The 16,650-nt window shown below is 58.3% G+C and carries 11 protein-coding genes and 1 tRNA gene; 5 read left to right on the top strand and 7 right to left on the bottom strand.

Features of this window, described 5'->3' with window-relative positions; all coding sequences use genetic code 11:
• Positions 1–165: 165 nt before the first annotated feature.
• Together AD930_RS00880 and AD930_RS00875 are read right to left on the bottom strand one after the other, a co-directional pair.
• Positions 166–1,521 (bottom strand): amino acid permease, encoded by a 1,356-nt coding sequence (locus tag AD930_RS00880; RefSeq protein WP_061504779.1) that lies wholly within the window; start codon positions 1,519–1,521, stop codon positions 166–168.
• 70 nt (positions 1,522–1,591) lie between these two features.
• Complete coding sequence (locus AD930_RS00875) at positions 1,592–3,100, bottom strand: alginate export family protein (RefSeq protein WP_306308843.1); 1,509 nt, start codon at positions 3,098–3,100, stop codon at positions 1,592–1,594.
• Positions 3,101–3,879: 779 nt separating this feature from the next.
• On the opposite strand from AD930_RS00875, the gene poxB reads away from it, so the two are divergent.
• Entirely contained in the window at positions 3,880–5,613 is a 1,734-nt protein-coding gene (poxB, locus tag AD930_RS00870) for a ubiquinone-dependent pyruvate dehydrogenase (protein ID WP_061504778.1), read from the top strand.
• Positions 5,614–5,713: 100 nt separating this feature from the next.
• Here poxB and AD930_RS00865 read toward each other — a convergent pair whose 3' ends face one another.
• The 4 genes from AD930_RS00865 to AD930_RS00850 all read right to left on the bottom strand — a co-directional run bounded on the left by AD930_RS00865 (position 5,714) and on the right by AD930_RS00850 (position 9,584).
• The gene (locus tag AD930_RS00865; protein WP_156476789.1) at positions 5,714–6,496 is read right to left on the bottom strand and encodes an alpha/beta fold hydrolase; all 783 of its coding nucleotides are present in this window, start codon (positions 6,494–6,496) and stop codon (positions 5,714–5,716) included.
• A gap of 160 nt (positions 6,497–6,656) precedes the next feature.
• Positions 6,657–6,730: transfer RNA gene (locus tag AD930_RS00860), tRNA-Gly, on the bottom strand.
• A 72-nt stretch (positions 6,731–6,802) separates the two neighbouring features.
• Entirely contained in the window at positions 6,803–8,191 is a 1,389-nt protein-coding gene (radA, locus tag AD930_RS00855; RefSeq protein WP_061504776.1) for a DNA repair protein RadA, read from the bottom strand.
• A 67-nt stretch (positions 8,192–8,258) separates the two neighbouring features.
• Positions 8,259–9,584: a UDP-glucose dehydrogenase family protein gene (locus tag AD930_RS00850; protein WP_197459240.1), complete on the bottom strand. Its 1,326-nt coding sequence runs from the start codon at positions 9,582–9,584 to the stop codon at positions 8,259–8,261.
• A gap of 197 nt (positions 9,585–9,781) precedes the next feature.
• On the opposite strand from AD930_RS00850, the gene AD930_RS00845 reads away from it, so the two are divergent.
• The 4 genes from AD930_RS00845 to AD930_RS00830 all read left to right on the top strand — a co-directional run bounded on the left by AD930_RS00845 (position 9,782) and on the right by AD930_RS00830 (position 14,201).
• Positions 9,782–10,567 carry an MlaE family ABC transporter permease gene (locus tag AD930_RS00845; protein ID WP_043551981.1) on the top strand — a complete coding sequence of 262 codons (786 nt, stop codon included), beginning with the start codon at positions 9,782–9,784 and terminating at the stop codon, positions 10,565–10,567.
• Entirely contained in the window at positions 10,564–11,340 is a 777-nt protein-coding gene (locus AD930_RS00840; protein ID WP_061504775.1) for an ABC transporter ATP-binding protein, read from the top strand. The genes AD930_RS00845 and AD930_RS00840 overlap by 4 nt, the downstream gene beginning before the upstream one ends.
• A gap of 89 nt (positions 11,341–11,429) precedes the next feature.
• Positions 11,430–11,672 (top strand): hypothetical protein, encoded by a 243-nt coding sequence (locus AD930_RS00835; protein ID WP_061490236.1) that lies wholly within the window; start codon positions 11,430–11,432, stop codon positions 11,670–11,672.
• A gap of 96 nt (positions 11,673–11,768) precedes the next feature.
• Positions 11,769–14,201 carry a mechanosensitive ion channel domain-containing protein gene (locus AD930_RS00830; RefSeq protein WP_061504774.1) on the top strand — a complete coding sequence of 811 codons (2,433 nt, stop codon included), beginning with the start codon at positions 11,769–11,771 and terminating at the stop codon, positions 14,199–14,201.
• Positions 14,202–14,294: 93 nt separating this feature from the next.
• Here the strand turns inward: AD930_RS00830 and AD930_RS00825 are convergent, their stop codons facing one another.
• Positions 14,295–16,526 (bottom strand): TonB-dependent receptor, encoded by a 2,232-nt coding sequence (locus AD930_RS00825; protein ID WP_244150443.1) that lies wholly within the window; start codon positions 16,524–16,526, stop codon positions 14,295–14,297.
• Positions 16,527–16,650: the final 124 nt, after the last annotated feature.

Genomic DNA, 16,650 nt, shown 5'->3' with positions numbered 1-16,650 from the left:
GACATTTTATCCGGCGTGTTTAAGGGGCGTTACAACAGAACGCCGTGCATACAGAAGGTTTCCATTTTAAATGAAGCCAGATGTTCATCATAAAAAAAGGGCGCTGACTGTGCCGAAACATCAGTCAGCGCCCCTCTTATCTGGCGCGAAAAGGACCGCCCGCTTTTAAGAGCTCTTGTTCTTCAGCGATGCCAGCACAAAGAAGAAGACCGAGGTGCCAAGGCTGGCAATGGCGGTCATCCGTTCTGCCGGATTGAACATCATGGCGATGAACACAAAGGCCACAGCCAGTAGCGTTGCATAATTGCAGAAGGGGAACAGCGGCAGGTTAAAGCCGCCCCCCTGCCCGGCCTGTTCTGCCCGCTTGCGCGTCTGCACATAGGCGGAGACAATCAGGCAATACACCACCAGAATAACGCCACCGCTACAACTCAGCAGAAAAGCAAAAATGGTGTTGGGTGCGAGGATGGAAGAAAACGCTACCAGCGTGCCCGCCACACTGCTGACCGTAATGGCCAGACGAGGTGTGTGGGTGTGGGATTTACGCGCCAGAATGGCCGGTGCATCCCCCCCCCCGGCCAGCTCCGTAAGAATACGGGATGTAATATACATGCTGGAATTGAGGCAGGAGAGCACCGCACTCAGCACCACAATGCGCATCAGCAGGCCAGCACCCGGAACACCCATAACGTCCATGGCCGTTACAAACGGAGAGCGACCGGGGATAATGGAGGGCCATGGCACGACCATCAGGATCATGGCGACAGAGGCCAGATAAAACAGCGTGACACGGGTGCCGATGCTGCGCGTTACCCGTGCGACGTTCTTGCCCGGCTCCGGGGATTCCGCAGCGGCAACCGTTGCAATCTCAGACCCCATCATGGTGAACAGAATGGTGGGAATAATGGAGAGCACTGCCACAGCCCCATGTGGAAAAAAGCCGCCATGGCCCAGCACGTTTTCACGCACCGGCACGCCCGGCCCAAACACATGGAAAACATACAGCAGAGCGGCCCCGATAAAGGCAACGATGCTGATGACCTTAATCATGGAGAGCCAGAATTCACATTCCCCAAACACGCGGGGGGCTGCAAAATTCACCAGCTTGAGCAGCACAATCAGGGCAATGGACAGCAACCAGACCGGCATGGCAATCCAGTCCTGTAACAGCAGAGCGCCGGCAATCGCCTCACTCCCCAGCACCACAACCCAGAAAAACCAGTAGAGCCAGCCTGCGGTAAAACCCAGCCTGTCACCATGCGCGGCGCGAATATATTCCACAAAGGAGCCACGCCCGGGATCCGCCGTGACCATCTCCCCCAGCATGCGCATAACCAGAATGACCAGAAAGCCCACGGCCAGAAACGCCAGCAGCACGGCTGGCCCGGTTGCTGCAATGGCTGCACTACTTCCGACAAACAGCCCCGCCCCAATAATGCCGCCTAACGCGATCATCGCGATATGCCGGTTCCGCAAACCCGCAGGGGGTGTGGTGGGTTGGGTGCTGTCCTGATCGACCATAAGCGCGGCGTCCTGTGCTGTTGTTATCCGGGAGATTATTGCTCATTCGGAAGAAAGAGGGAAATGTCCGTTAGAAATGCTTGAAGAAGTAGGCCTCGATAATGCCGGCATGGTGCCCAAGGTCTGGCAGGGCATAGCCTTGCGGCACACCGGAACGGGCCAGTGCCTTCCCGGCGGGGCCGGAAAACGCAACGCCCCCGGCCAGTGCGGCGGATGTGGTGGCGTTAAGCGTATATTCGGCGGAAAAATCCAGCTCATCTGAGATATGCCGCCCGGTATGGGGCTTGAGCCCGGCACCTGTGGCATACAGCAAAGACAGATCATAATAATGCAGCCCCAGTTTCAGGCTGTCCTGCGCGTTTAGCAGATGCACCGGAGGGGTGGCTGTCAGGTCAATCTGCTGCACTTCCAGATTGGAAAGCGGGGCCAGATACATACCCACAATTTCCCCCGGCCAGTAGCCGCCATAGGTGTAGCGTTTGCCGTCATACAGGAAGAACGTGTCATAACTCCGCTTGACGGAGCCTTCCGGGTTTCTGGCCCCGCTATAGCGCGTATAGCGATAGAACAGGGAGGGCTGCCAGGGTAGCATGGAAAATCTGTAGCCGGGCTCAAGAAACATCCCGTAGGCCTCAACAGATTTATACCCGTTGCCTGCGTGGCTGTTCTGCTCGGATACAAAATCTCCATAGAACGTAAAGTTCTTTGAAATTCCAAGTTGTTTGATGGGAAATAACGTGCCACCCCAGCTTAAGGACGCCACATTCATCCCTTCCCTGTCCCCACGGGCGGAATAGTCATAGTGCGAGGACGTATCGGCCTCACGCACATGGAAATAGGTGAGTGTCACAAACGCCGCACGGTCCGCATAGGTATTTTCCCCATGTCCACCGGGGCGGTTTACAAACCAGCTAACGTCAAACCCGACAAACTTGGTTTTGGGGCGGTCATACCCGGTATCGATGTCATTATCGGAATTGCTTTCCAGCATGAAGACATCCGCACGGACCGGGTTGCCTTCCAGCTTGATGACGCCGGGGCCGGAAAAGGCAAAACGCGGCGCATACCACCATGCCCCACGGTTGCCCGCACTGTAGGTGCCTTTACCAATCAGGAAGCCATCATCAACCGCAAAAGCCTGTCTGCCGCCAAGAATTGTCAGTTTATTGGGATTTCCAAAGAGCTTAACGGGCATTTCCACGCCCAGATTAGCTTCTTCCAGATAAATAGAGCGCGGCGTGCCGGAGGTTTGAGACACCTCTTCCGCATCGCCATTCCCCAGAGTGGTCGCGCCGATTGCGGAAGCTCTGCCAATGACGGTAAAACCGTGCCCCAGCGCCCACTGGCCGGTCAGCATAGGTTTGCCGTAAAACTCGCCATAAACAGGGTTTTTATGCCGCTGATAGGCGCCGTTTTTCTGGGGTGCGTAAGAGCCCGCGCCAAAATTGGCATGGGGAACAAAAAAGGCTGAACCACCAATATCCAGACCGCCTTGCAGCGTCAGACCACGCACAGAGACCAGTGTTGTATCAGCCTGTGCGCTTTTGCTTTCTACCCCGAAAGCCATACACAGGCCCATACTCCCCAGAACAAGAGAATGAACTGTTTTGCGCATGGTACTTCAGCACACGCCGCGGCTACAACAGGCCGCCATACTCTGATTCATGCCGTAACACTCCTTCTTATCCCTCAAGGGCGCATCCTGTGCATCTGCCCTTAAGGCCCTGACGTTTGGGACCTCCTGATCCCTTTCTTCCTCCGCATAAAATTCCAGCCTCTGCCGGGAAAAACCCTGCGCACAGATGTGCGAAGGCCAGACATCAGGCTCCGCCAGTCACGCTGCACAAACCCGCCAGCAGGCTGGTGTACAGAGCTCTGACAACGCTCTAAAATATTATAACAACTTCATAACAATATGAGGTTTGCACGATATTATATTATTTTCAAGCGTAACGTGCTTTTACGATTATTACCGAACGGGCGGTCTATTAGCATATCCCGCATGGAAAAGACAAAGAATAAAAAGGCATTTCTCTATACATATAGTTTTGAAAAGAGAATGATAGTGTGAATTATCTCTTCAATACTATACGAAACCGAAACAAAAAAATTTGTTCGTCTTGACTGCTTCTGTGGACGGGAAAGCCGATTTTCGGGGCTTTCCAACACAACACAAAACCGTGAGCTATCACGCCCAGCAGAGAACACCGTGCGCGTCACCCCCGGTCCTCTTCAGGCTGTCACAAAATAGTGACAAGCGTTATTTCCAACCTGCCTCTGGCTGATCCGTTCCCACTGTCACAACACGGAGCACACCCTTCCGCTCCCCATCATCCAACCAGAAGGGACTGACGGCATATGGCCAAACCCAATGTTTCGGAAGTTATTGTCCAGACGCTTGAAACCGCTGGTGTGGACGCCATTTACGGCGTTGTGGGAGACAGCCTGAACGGCATCACGGATAGTCTGCTCAAACATAAAACAATCCGCTGGGTGCATGTCCGGCACGAGGAAGTGGCTGCCTTTGCCGCTGCCGGCTCTGCCCATGTTACGGGCAAGCTGGCCGTGTGCGCTGGCTCCTGCGGGCCGGGTAACCTGCACCTTATTAATGGGCTGTATGACGCGCACCGCTCCCGCGTGCCGGTTCTGGCCATTGCCGCGCAAATTCCCAGCCCGGAACTTGGGTCTGGATATTTTCAGGAAACGCGCCCGGAAGCCCTGTTCCGGGAATGCAGCCATTATTGCGAGACCATTTCCTCGCCCGAACAGGCCCCGCGCCTTGTTGAACTGGCCATACGTGCTGCCGTGGGGCAACGCGGTGTGGCTGTTATTGTCATCCCCGGTGATGTTGCGCTCAAAACCGCGGTGACAACGGCTATTTCTGCAAAGTCGGCTCTTCTGCCCAAAGCGCCACGCGTTATTCCGTCAGAAGACGAACTGAGCGCGCTGGCCGCGCTTTTGAAAAGTGGGAAGAAAGTCACCCTGCTGGCCGGGCGCGGCTGTGCTGGCGCCCATAAACAGCTTTTAAAGCTGGCGGAAGCGCTGAAGGCCCCCATTGTCCACGCGCTGGGCGGCAAGGAGCATGTGGAATACGACAACCCTTATGATGTGGGCATGACAGGGCTGATCGGCTTTTCCTCCGGCTATCACACTCTGATGGCAGCCGATGTGGTGCTGATGCTGGGCACGGACTTCCCTTACCGGCAGTTCTATCCGGAAAACGCCAAAATTGCGCAGATTGATATCCGGCCGGAACAGCTTGGCCGCCGTTGCACGCTAACGCAGGGGCTGGTGGGCGATGTGGCCTCCACACTGGACGCCCTGCTGCCGCTGCTGCCGGCGCGCACAGACCGCAGCCATCTGGACCACAGTCTGGAACTTTACGCCAAAGCCCGGCAAGGGCTGGATGATCTGGCAACCGGCGGCAAAGGCCCCATCCACCCGCAATACCTCACAAGACTCATCGATCAGGCCGCGACCGACGATGCCATTTTTACCGCAGATGTCGGCACGCCCACCGTCTGGGCGGCCCGTTACCTGACCATGAACGGACGGCGGCAGCTGATTGGCTCCTTCGTCCACGGCTCCATGGCCAACGCTTTGCCGCAGGCCATTGGCGCGCAGGTGGCGCAGCCTGACCGGCAGGTGATCAGCCTCTCCGGCGATGGCGGCTTTACTATGCTGATGGGCGACCTGATTACGCTAACGCAGGAAAAACTGCCGGTTAAGCTGATTATCGTGAACAATGGCTCGCTCGGCTTTGTCGCTATGGAGATGAAAGCCGCGGGCTATCTGGAAACCGGGGTGAACCTGCAAAACCCGGATTTTGCCGCCATGGCCCGTGCCATGGGTCTGCACGCTGTGCGTGTTGAAAATCCGGCGGACCTGCCCGCTGCCGTGGATGAAATTCTCAACCACCCCGGCCCTGCCGTGCTGGATGCGGTCACCAACACGCAGGAACTCGCCATGCCGCCCAAAATTGAAAAAGCCCAGATTACCGGCTTTAGTCTCTATGCCCTGAAAGCCGTGATGAACGGACGGGGTGATGAGATCCTTGACGTGGCCAGAACCAATATTCCGTTCCTTCGGTAATAGGCCACAACTGTTTTAAAGATCTTTTCTGAACGGCAGTGTTACGGAGACAATGCCGTTCTTTTTTCTTCAGAAATTTTACTGCGCAGCCGATTATTTTTCAGGCCTCTTGGGCTGCCAGCCCCGCAAGAAAGTGTTTTACAGCCTCAACATATCCCGGCAAATCATCCTGATGCAGGACATGTCCACCGGGGAGGCTCTGCAATTGCGTCCTGATGCGGCGCCTCACCATGTCCTCGCTCATCACGCCTGACAGAACCGGGCTTTGTGTCCCATGCAACAGGAGTGCGGGGCAGGACGTTGCCAGCCAGTCCTGCCAATGGTCTCCATTCAGACACTTCTGCGACTGTACCATCTCAGCTGGCTCAAACGCCAGTTTCCAGCCCTGTGCTGTTTGCCGCAAAGACGGAGCAAGGTATGGAGCCATGTTTGGTCCAATACACGCCACAAGATTTTCTTTTGTTTTGAAAACACCTGACCACGGAAGACAAAAGCTGAGATTATCATTCACCACAGCGCCAATGTCTTCAATAATCAACGCCTGCACCAGATCAGGATGGCGCGCCGCAAACTGATACACATTCACTCCGCCCAGAGAATGACCGAGCAGAATAACAGGCATATTCCCATTGAGGGTTTGTAAAAGTACCTCAATATCGCAAAGATAATCATCACGCGTGTAACTTGCCGCATGATCTGAAAAGCCATGTCCACGCTGATCCAGCGCAACCACCCGATAATCAGACTGCAAAATCTGCATAAGCGGCAGAAAGGTGGCTCCTTCCATCATGTGACCGTGCAGAGCCACCAGCAGCGGCTTTTCTCCCTCCGTATCCAGATAGGAAAAGGTCAGGTTACCTCTCTGAAAAGTTTTTCTCTGCACGACTATTTTCCTTTACTGGGAGGCCCTGAAAACAGTCCCCTGTAAAGCGTGAATAACATGCTGCAATGGGAGCGAGCTACCGGAGAGAAACCAGAAACAACGAGCACAGTGCAATCTACACCGACCGCGCATTAGCAGAGCATTAGTTTTTCTGGAGAATTGGAGCGGATGAGGGGAATCGAACCCCCGTATGCAGCTTGGGAAGCTGCCGTTCTACCATTGAACTACATCCGCATACCGTGGCGCGCATTATAGCGAGATCAAACGGGCCTGACAATCCGTTCTCTCCCGCTTTTTTTCGTGCAGTTATTCCGCTTCCATATCCGCCGTGACCAGATCAGACAGATGCCCGATCTCGCGCAGGGTCAGACCTTCCGGCGGCTTGCTGCGCGCACTCCCGCGGGCAATACGGCGCGGCAGCACGGCTTTATCAAACCCCAGCTTGGCGGCTTCCTTCAGGCGGGCATCGGCCTGAGAGACCTGACGGACCTCGCCAGACAACCCGACCTCACCAAAATAGACTTCGCCCGAGCTGGTCGGCATCCCGGTTGCGGCGGAAATCAGGGCAGCCGCCACGGCCAGATCCGCCGCAGGTTCAGCCACTTTCAGGCCACCGGCCACGTTAAGATACACATCCATGCCAGAGAGCTTCACGCCGCAGCGTGTTTCCAGCACCGCCAGAAGCATGGACAGGCGGCTACTGTCCCACCCCACCACGGCACGGCGCGGGGCATTCTCCCCACTCTTGGGGGCCAGCAGCGCCTGCACTTCCAGCAGAACGGGCCGCGTGCCCTCCAGCCCGGCAAACACGGCAGAACCAGCAATATTGCCCCGCCGTTCAGCAAGGAACAGGGCGGAGGGGTTAGAGACTTCCTCCAGCCCCCGGTCCGTCATGGCAAACACGCCAATCTCGTCCGTGGCCCCAAAGCGGTTTTTGGCAGCGCGCAAAATGCGGAACTGGTGGCCCCGGTCGCCTTCAAAATACATGACGGCATCCACCATATGCTCCAGCACACGCGGGCCAGCCAAAGCGCCTTCCTTGGTGACATGCCCGACCAGAATCAGGCTGAAGCCTTTGCGCTTGGCCAGGCGGATCAACTCAAACGCGCAGGCCCGCACCTGAGAGACGGAGCCGGGGGCGCTTTCCACCGTTTCCAGCCACATGGTCTGGATGGAATCAATCACCACCACGCGCACATCCGGCTCGGCTTCCAGCGTAGCGACAATATCGGCAACATTGATGGAAGCCGCGAGGTCCAGCGTCGCCTGCCCCACACCCAGACGCAACGCGCGCAGGCGGATCTGGTCTACCGCTTCCTCGCCCGAGATATACAGAACGCGCTCACTCTTCGCGGCCAGCTTGCAGGCAGCCTGAAGCAGCAGGGTGGATTTACCAATCCCCGGATCCCCCCCCACCAGCACGACGGAGGCCGGAACAAGGCCACCGCCCAGCACGCGGTCCAGTTCCTCAATGCCCGTGCGGATACGCGGCGGGGGCGCGGCCATGCCCTCCAGCCCTTCCAGCTTGACGCGCCGGCCTTTGCTGCTGGCGCGGGGGGAAGACGCGGCCAGCGGTTCCACCACGATTTCCTCCAGCGTATTCCACTCGCCGCAAGCCTCGCACTGGCCCATCCATTTGGAATACACCGCCCCGCAGGCCCGGCATGCAAACTGGCGGGCTGGTCGTTTAGCCAAGAGCGTTCTCCCCCATCATCATGCCGCTCATCTGGGGGCGGACACCCCGGTTCTCAAGAGCCGGGGCTTACGGACGCCCCACGGACTCATAGGTAAACCCGGCAGCGCGCATGGCGGCGGGGTCAAAAATATTGCGCAGGTCCACAATGGTGCGGGTGCGCATCCGGTTGCTGAGTTCAACTGGTGAGAGCGCGCGGAAAATGTTCCACTCCGTCAGCACCACCAGCACATCGGCCTGCTGCGCTGCATCCAGCGCGTCCGCACAATAGGTGACACTTTCGGGCAGCAGAGATTTAGCTGCCGCCATGCCCACCGGATCATACGCCCGGATATCCGCCCCGGCTTCCGCCAGACGATGCAGAATCGGGATAGACGCGGATTCGCGCATATCATCGGTTTCCGGCTTGAAGGTCAGCCCCAGCACGGCCACCGTCTTGCCGGCAACGGACCCACCACACGCCGCAATAATGCGCCCGGCCATGCCGGCCTTCCGCGCCTCGTTCACCTGCACAGTGGTTTCCACCAGACGGCAGGCGCTATGCGCTTCCTGCGCAATGCGGGAGAGAGCCAGCGTATCCTTGGGGAAGCAGGAGCCACCATAACCGGGGCCGGGCTGCAGGAACTTGCGGCCAATCCGGTCGTCCAGCCCCATACCTCGGGCCAGATCATGCACGTCCGCGCCCAGAGTTTCGCACAGATCGGCCATTTCATTGATGAAGGAAATCTTCATCGCCAGGAAAGAGTTGGACGCGTATTTGGTCAGTTCCGCCGTTTCCAGCCCCGTAAACAGCAGCGGTGCTTCAATCACGGAAAGCGGGCGATAGACGCGGCGTAGCACATCTTCTGCCCGGCTGGCGCGTTCGGGGCGCGTCTGGTCCAGACCGATAATCACGCGGTCAGGCCGCATGAAGTCCCCAATGGCGCTGCCTTCGCGCAGGAACTCCGGGTTGGAGGCCACATCAAAATCCGCTTCCGGGCGCGCCTGCCGGATAATCTCGGCAATGCGGCGGCTGCTGCCCACCGGCACGGTGGATTTGGTGACAATCACGGCATAGCCGGTCAGGGCTTCCGCAATCTGGCGGGCGGCAGCGTGGACATACTGCATATCCGCAGCGCCATCGCCATTGCGGGGCGGTGTGCCCACGGCAATAAACACGGCCTCTGCCCCGGCCACAGCACTGGCAATATCATCGCCAAACGTCAGGCGGCCTGCCTGACTGTTGGACGCCACCAGCGCATCCAGCCCCGGCTCGTAGATAGGAATACGGCCTTCCCGCAAAGCGGACAGACGCGCGGGGTTGGTTTCAACAATCGCGACATTAATGCCGAACTCGGCAAAACACGCGCCTGATACAAGCCCGACATACCCGCCGCCGATCATGGCTATGCGCATTCCCTGCCCTCCTGCCTTATTCATTATCCATTGGGTGGACTTTAAAACTGGCTGACACCAATGCCCTTAGCGGGCGGATGTCGCAATGCTTGATGTCGCATTTTTATAACCCGACCTTTGACGGCCCCCTGACTTCACGCTACGGCTTGATACGTCTTATCATTCACCCAAGAAACAGGACCGGACCGCCTGACCGGATGGATATGTTGCTCGATCTTGTGGCCAAACTGGGCCGTACTACCCTCGGCCTGATACGCGCGGCGGGTTCTCTGACCCTGTTTGCCCTCTCCGGCCTCTCTCATATCTTCAGGCCACCGTTCTACGGGCGCGTGTTCCTGTCCACATTTCTGGAAACCGGGTTTTTCTCGCTGCCTGTAGTAGCCCTCACGGCCCTGTTCTCCGGCGGCGTGATCGCCCTGCAATCCTACACCGGCTTTGCGCAGTACCATGTGCAGAGCGCCATTGCTGGCATTGTGGTGCTGGCTGTAACGCGTGAGCTGGGGCCTGTTCTGGCCGGGCTGATGGTGGCAGGCCGCGTGGGTGCTGCCATGGCGGCGGAAATTGGCACCATGCGGGTGACGGATCAGGTCGATGCGCTCACCACCCTGTCCACCAACCCCATGAAGTATCTGGTGGCCCCGCGCCTGCTGGCCGGCATTATTGCCCTGCCGCTGCTGGTGCTGGTGGCGGACGTATTGGGCGTGGCCGGGGGCTTTACTGTCTCCGTCGTCAAGCTCGGCTTTTCTCCCCATGCTTACATCACCTCTACGCTAAATTCCGTGAAGGTTATTGATGTGACCGTCGGGCTGGTCAAAGCCGCCCTGTTCGGATTCCTGATTGCACTGATGGGCTGCTATTACGGCTACAACAGCAAAGGCGGCGCGGAAGGCGTTGGCACCGCCACAACCTCCGCCGTGGTGGCCGCATCCATCCTGCTGCTGGCCTTTGATTACCTCCTGACGGATCTGTTCTTCTCACAATGACCGGCACCCTCCCCAAAATCCGTATCCGGGACCTTCACAAGTCCTTCGGTTCCAAAAAGGTGCTGGATGGCATCAATCTGGATGTCATGCCCGGCACGTCCTTTGTGATTATCGGCGGTTCCGGCAGCGGGAAATCCGTGCTTCTGCGCTGTATTCTGGGGCTGATTACGCCTGACGCAGGCAGCATTGAAATTGATGGCGAGGACATGCTGACCGCCTCCCCCCGCAGGCAGGACGCCCTGCGCGGCAAGATTGGCATGCTGTTCCAGAACGGCGCGCTGTTTGACAGTCTGCCGGTGTGGGAGAACGTGACCTTCGGCCTGCTGGCCCTCAAACGGCTGAACCGTAAGGACGCCCGCGGCCATGCCGGGAGCATCCTCGCTCAGGTCGGGCTGGACCCGTCCGTTGGGGAGCTCTACCCCTCCGAACTCTCCGGCGGCATGCAGAAGCGCGTGGGCCTTGCCCGCGCCATTGCCGCTCAACCGGACATCTTGTTTTTTGATGAACCCACAACCGGGCTGGACCCCATTATGGGTGCTGTGATTGACGGGCTGATTGTGGACTGCGTGAAGAAACTCGGCTCCACCGCCATTGCCATTACGCATGACATGGCCTCCGCCCAGCGCATCGGGGATGACGCCGCAATGCTCTACAAAGGCCAGCTGATCTGGCACGGGCCGGCAAGCTCTCTGATGGACAGCGGGAACGCCATGGTAGACCAGTTTACCCACGGGCGGCGCGAAGGCCCCATTACCATGGAACTCCGCCGCTAAAGGCTGCGCTTTGGCGGACTTTTCCACTTGCTCCCCTCCCCGCCGGGTGAGATAGAAGCACAACCGGATTGAAACACAGGAACAAGACCATGAAACACGCGGTTCTGATGCTGGTATGTGCTTTTACGCTCTGCTCCTGCGGGATGTTCGGCAAGAGTGAGCCGCGCCATATGACGACGGCAGCCGAGTGGGAAAAATACGGCTACAAGGACCATCTGCAGGAAACGGCGCAGACCGGCAAATCCACCACAGCAGATGATGCCGACCCGCTCCAGATGCATAAAAACGACAAAAGCAAAGACGGCAAGAAGAGCAAAAAGAAGTCCTCTTAAAGCCTCCTGCCCCCTGAGAGCCTTCTCTTCGCAACCTCCGGGTTCTCTGGCACGTTGGACCTCCATATCCCCTGTGCCGGAGTTTAGAGAAGCCTTATGACCTGCCAGCCGTTCCGCGTTTTTCTTCCTGTCCTGTGCATGGTTCTGGCAGGGCTTTTCCACCCGATACTTTCAGGCCCAACGGCATGGGCGGCACAGGCCGAAGCCCCGGCCACGCAGCCCGCTGCCCCCGCACAAGCCCCCGCCCCCCTGATTGCAGACATCACGCTGTTTGCGTCTGACTCCACGCTGAACGCGATGGGGGATGAAATCCGCGCCATTTATGAGGGCAGCCGGAAAGATTACTCCACCACCCAAAATACCAATGCCCTGAACATGCTGCTGCGCCGCGCAACAGCGGTCTCCACCAAAGCGGATGCCCTGCTGACGCAGATCAAGCCGTATGAATCCGTCTATCAGAGCTTTGTGGATATTCTGGGCAAGCCGGAAGCGGCGGAACCCGCCTCCATCACCCAGCAGCGCAAAATGCTGACGGCCAGACAGCAGGATATTTCCGGCCGTATGACGCGCCTGCGGCTTTACCAACTGGAGGCCCAGCAACTGGTGCAGGAACTCCGCCAGCATGGCACGGCCATCCAGCAGGCCACCATGACGCAGCGGTTCCCCACCCCGCTGGGGGTCAATTTCTGGTCCCAGCTTTCCAGCACCGCCAGACAGGACAGAGACCGCGCAGCCTCTCTGGTCTCCGAGATTGGTGTGGTGCTGAAAAACGCCTTTACCGGCCAGCATGCACTGCTGACGCTGGGCGCCATGGTGCTCTCCGGCCTGCTGCTGGCGTTCCATTTTTTCTGCCATACCCCCGTGCGGATGCTGGTCTCGCGCTTTCTGCCCACGGGCCGTATTCGCCCGATTACCGCCGCCGTCTTGTGCTCGCTGATTGGCGTTGTGGCGTGGGGTGGGGCGTTTCAGATCATCTGGAACGCCATCAGCTTCAATAATGATGCGGTCGCGGAGGATCTGTCCGCTCTGGCCGATATGGTGGCGGCTCAGGTTCCGCTGTGCGGGTTTGTGCTGGAACTGGGGATGAGCATTCTCTCCCGCAAGCCGGAATGGCGCGTGTTCCCCATGCCGGACACGCTGGCGCGCAACCTGCGCCTCTTTCCCTTCTGGTTTGCCTCGGCACTGATTGTGCGCGGCATTCTGCGTTATGTGGATACCCAGAGCGGGCTGAGCCTGCTGCCCATTCAGCTTCTGGACGGGCTTTATACGCTTGCCGTCAGCCCGCTGCTGTTTGCTATCCCGCGTCAGTTGCGCCTGTCCGCGCAGCAGGATGATCCTGCGACAAACTCGGCCGAAATCGCCCCGCTGCTCAGAACACTTGTGACCACCATTGCCATTGTCTGCTGGGGCGCTGTGCTGACGGGCTATATCCCGCTGGGCTACACCATCATCTCCTGGGTGTCCGTCATGGCGATCACCATGACCGGCCTGCTGCTGGTGGCCTTGCTGGCCACGGCCTTGGGCAGCAGCGTGTTCCCCTCCAGCGCGCCGGTTGGGGCGCATCTGGTCAGGCTGGGTCTGCCTGCCCGGCTGGTGGATCAGGCAAGCGTGGTTATTCCCGGTCTGCTCAGCGTTTTTCTGCTGATCGTCGCTTTTTCCGTCGCCACGGCCGGGGCGGAGTTTGATCCCTCACAGGTTGGCCGCCGTATTCTGTCCATCTTCAAAGGCCAGTCGGCAACGGAAGGCAGCTTCAACCTCTCGCTGGATGCCGTGCTGCTGTGTGCCGGGCTGCCTATTCTGGGCCACTACGCCATCCGCATTGTCAGAAACTGGTTCCGCCTGCACTTCTTCCCCACCACGCGGCTGGATATTGGCGCGCAGGCCTCCATCCTGAATATTCTGACTTATAGCGCGTGGATTATCATCGGCCTGTGCATGGCCTCAGCCCTTGGGGTTACGGTCAAGAGCATGACATGGGTTGTCAGCGCCCTGTCCGTTGGTATCGGTTTTGGCTTGCAGTCCATTGTGCAGAACTTTGTGTCCGGCATTATTCTGATGGCCGAACGCCCCGTCTCCATTGGGGATGTGGTGGATATTGCCGGGGCGCATGGTGAGGTCGCGCGTATTAGCGTGCGCTCCACCAACATCAAGCTGGCTGATGGCTCCACAATGATTGTGCCAAACTCGCAGTTCATCACCTCCGCGGTGCGTAACGCCACCCGGGCGGAAAAACCCGGCGTGTTCACCATCCCACTACAGGTGCCGTTTACGTCTGACCTGCACAAGGCGATGAATGTCATCACCAGTACGCTAGCCGCGTGTGAAAATGTGGAAGCCCAACCTGTGCCGACCGCCAGCATTACTTCGGTCACGGATGGTTCCGCCATCCTGACCGGCACGGCCCGCGCCCGTGTGGGGATGGATACCGCCGCTGTGCGGAGTCAGGCGCTCTTCGCCTTGTGGCAGGCGTTTCAGGACAACCAGATTCCGGTTACGGTCACCAGCACGCTGGCTGCCCCGCAAAAGTGAAAAAGAAAAGCCGGGCATGACACCCGGCTTTTTCCTTTTTCAGAAATCCGCCTGCGCACTTATGGAGAAGGAGCGCGGCGCGCCGAGCATGACCTACCCGGAATAGCCGGTATCCGCCCACTGGATGAAGCGCTTGTTGCCAATATTGTCGATGCGCCCATAAACCGTAATGTTTTTATAGGCATGCCAGCCTGCAAAAACATTGACCAGCGCATAGTCTTTCATGGAAAGCGTATTGGCATAATCGCCCTTCCGCGCGGAGACGTACCGCATACCTGCCCCAAGATCGAGCGGCAAATCCCCTACGCGAGACCAGATAGCCCACAGATTAGCAGTAACGGCAGGCACGTTGGGCACCTCATTCCCCGAGGCATCAACTGACGCATTCGGGCGGAAAGACCCATAGCGGGAATAGGTGTAGGCCACGTTGCCGGACAGGCTCCAGTGGCGGTTGAGGGCAAGGTCTCCCTGCCACTCCAGCCCGCGCGATTTCTGCACTCCCGCCGTTGCGACCGTATCCGGCCCGGTTGCAACCAGTATGCGGGTGCGGCGGATATCATACAGCGCAAGCGTGGTGGTAAAGCGCCCGTCCCACAGGCTGGCCTTCACGCCAATTTCGCCCTGCCGGGAATGGCTTAGCCCGGTAAACTGCCCCCTGTTTGCGACAAACAGGTTGGAACCCGGCGGGTCCTCCCCCGTGGTGTAAACACCATAGACGCTGACATTTTTTGTAATGTCGAACACCGGCCCGATGCGGAAGTTGCTCGGGTTGTAATGGCCTTTAAAACTTGTCCCGGCGTTAAACTGGCCATTCTGCCGATAGTTCTGCCGGTCCAGTGATAACCAGTCATACCGGAAACCACCCACAAGGCGCAGGTTATCCCGAATAGTCAGCACATCTTCTAAAAACAGGCCCGCCTGCACCATGGTGGTGGGGGATTTGCTATAAGGATATTCCCCGGCAAAAGAACCCAGCGGTGTTACCTCCGGGCTTACCAGAGAAACACTGTCGGCATAATTGGCAGAGGGGAAGCCGCGGTTCCGGATAAAGCGCAGGTAATACGCATCCCCACCCAGCACAAAGCGGTTCTTCATCCCAAAAATGGAAAAATCGAACTGCCCGTGGAGCGTATCCCCAACCTGATGCTGGTTCTGATACACATAAAACCGGTCCCGACTAATGCTGCCGGGAGCAATGGCATTGCCTGCGGCGTCCGTACTACCGGGGCTGCCGATATAGTGCAGGCTTTCCGCATTATTCCACCGCCGCTTGGCATAAATGAAGTAGCTGCTGTTATGGAACAGAACATGGCTGTTCACGCGCCAGTCCAGATGCAGGGTGGGCGTGGCGTTGACAGACCCGGCCTTGCCATCCCGCACGTTATAATACCGCCATAGTGACGCACGGGTAATGCCCAGCCCCTTGCTGGAACTCAACAGACCGCCCACACGCCCACCCGTTTGGGACAAATCCACCAGAGGCGTGCCGTAATAGGTGGAAAGTCGGTCAGTCAGATAATCCATGCTTAGCCGCGCCGTGAATTTGGACGTCGGCTTCCAGAGCAGGGTTGTCGTGAAATCATCCGAGTGTGGATCTGCCCCTTTCACAAACCCGTCGGAAGACGTACGGCTGAAATCCGTCCGTAACGCCAGCGTTTGCGTAATGGGCACAGAGCCACCCACACCGGCATTCCATGTATTAAAACTGCCATAAGAAATCAGCGCATTGGCGTGCGGGCCATCAAAGGTTGGCGTTCTGGTGCGCATGTCCACCGTGCCACCCACAGCCCCCTGCCCATACAGCACGGAGGACGGGCCTTTAAGCACCTGCACACTTTCCAGATTGAAGCTGTTCTGGGGCCGGTTAACCATGGTGGTGGGGCCAAAATACTGGCCGTCATGCAGCATCAGAACCTGACTACCGGAAAAGCCGCGCATCATCAGCTGCGCCGGAGCACCCGGAGAGCCGCCGGAGGAAACACCCGGCGCACTGTCTGCCGCCTGCTCAGCCTGCGCATACCCCCGCTGCATCATCACATCATGCTGCACCACATTAATGGTGCCCGGCGTGTGCTGGATGGAAAGGCCAAGCTTGCCGCCAACAACCGGCGTGGCCTGAAGCGGGGCGGTTTTGCCATAAGCCGTAATATATTCAGGGCCTGCTGCGGCTTTAGCTGCTGGCGGTGCTGCAGCCTGCGTGCCACGCTTTTTGTGGGTCTGAACAGGGCTGGCTTTTGGGTCTGAGGGATCAGGCGTGGCCGCATAGGCTGCGGGCGCGCAACTGATGCCGAACAGGAGACTGAGGGCATAAGAGACAGGACGCACGGGGTTCGCTCCAAAACAACGTCACCGCGGTGGAAGCACTGAGCAAACCGTGCCTCGCCGCCACATCACCCCGTATGGCAGCTCCGTCCGTGACTTTCGGGCAATGGCAGGTCTCCTGGCTTGC

This window comes from Acetobacter malorum (genome assembly GCF_001580615.1).
GTDB lineage: Bacteria > Pseudomonadota > Alphaproteobacteria > Acetobacterales > Acetobacteraceae > Acetobacter > Acetobacter malorum.
The sequence above is the reverse complement of the archived record's forward strand: the minus strand, read 5'-3'. Positions and strand labels throughout refer to the sequence as shown.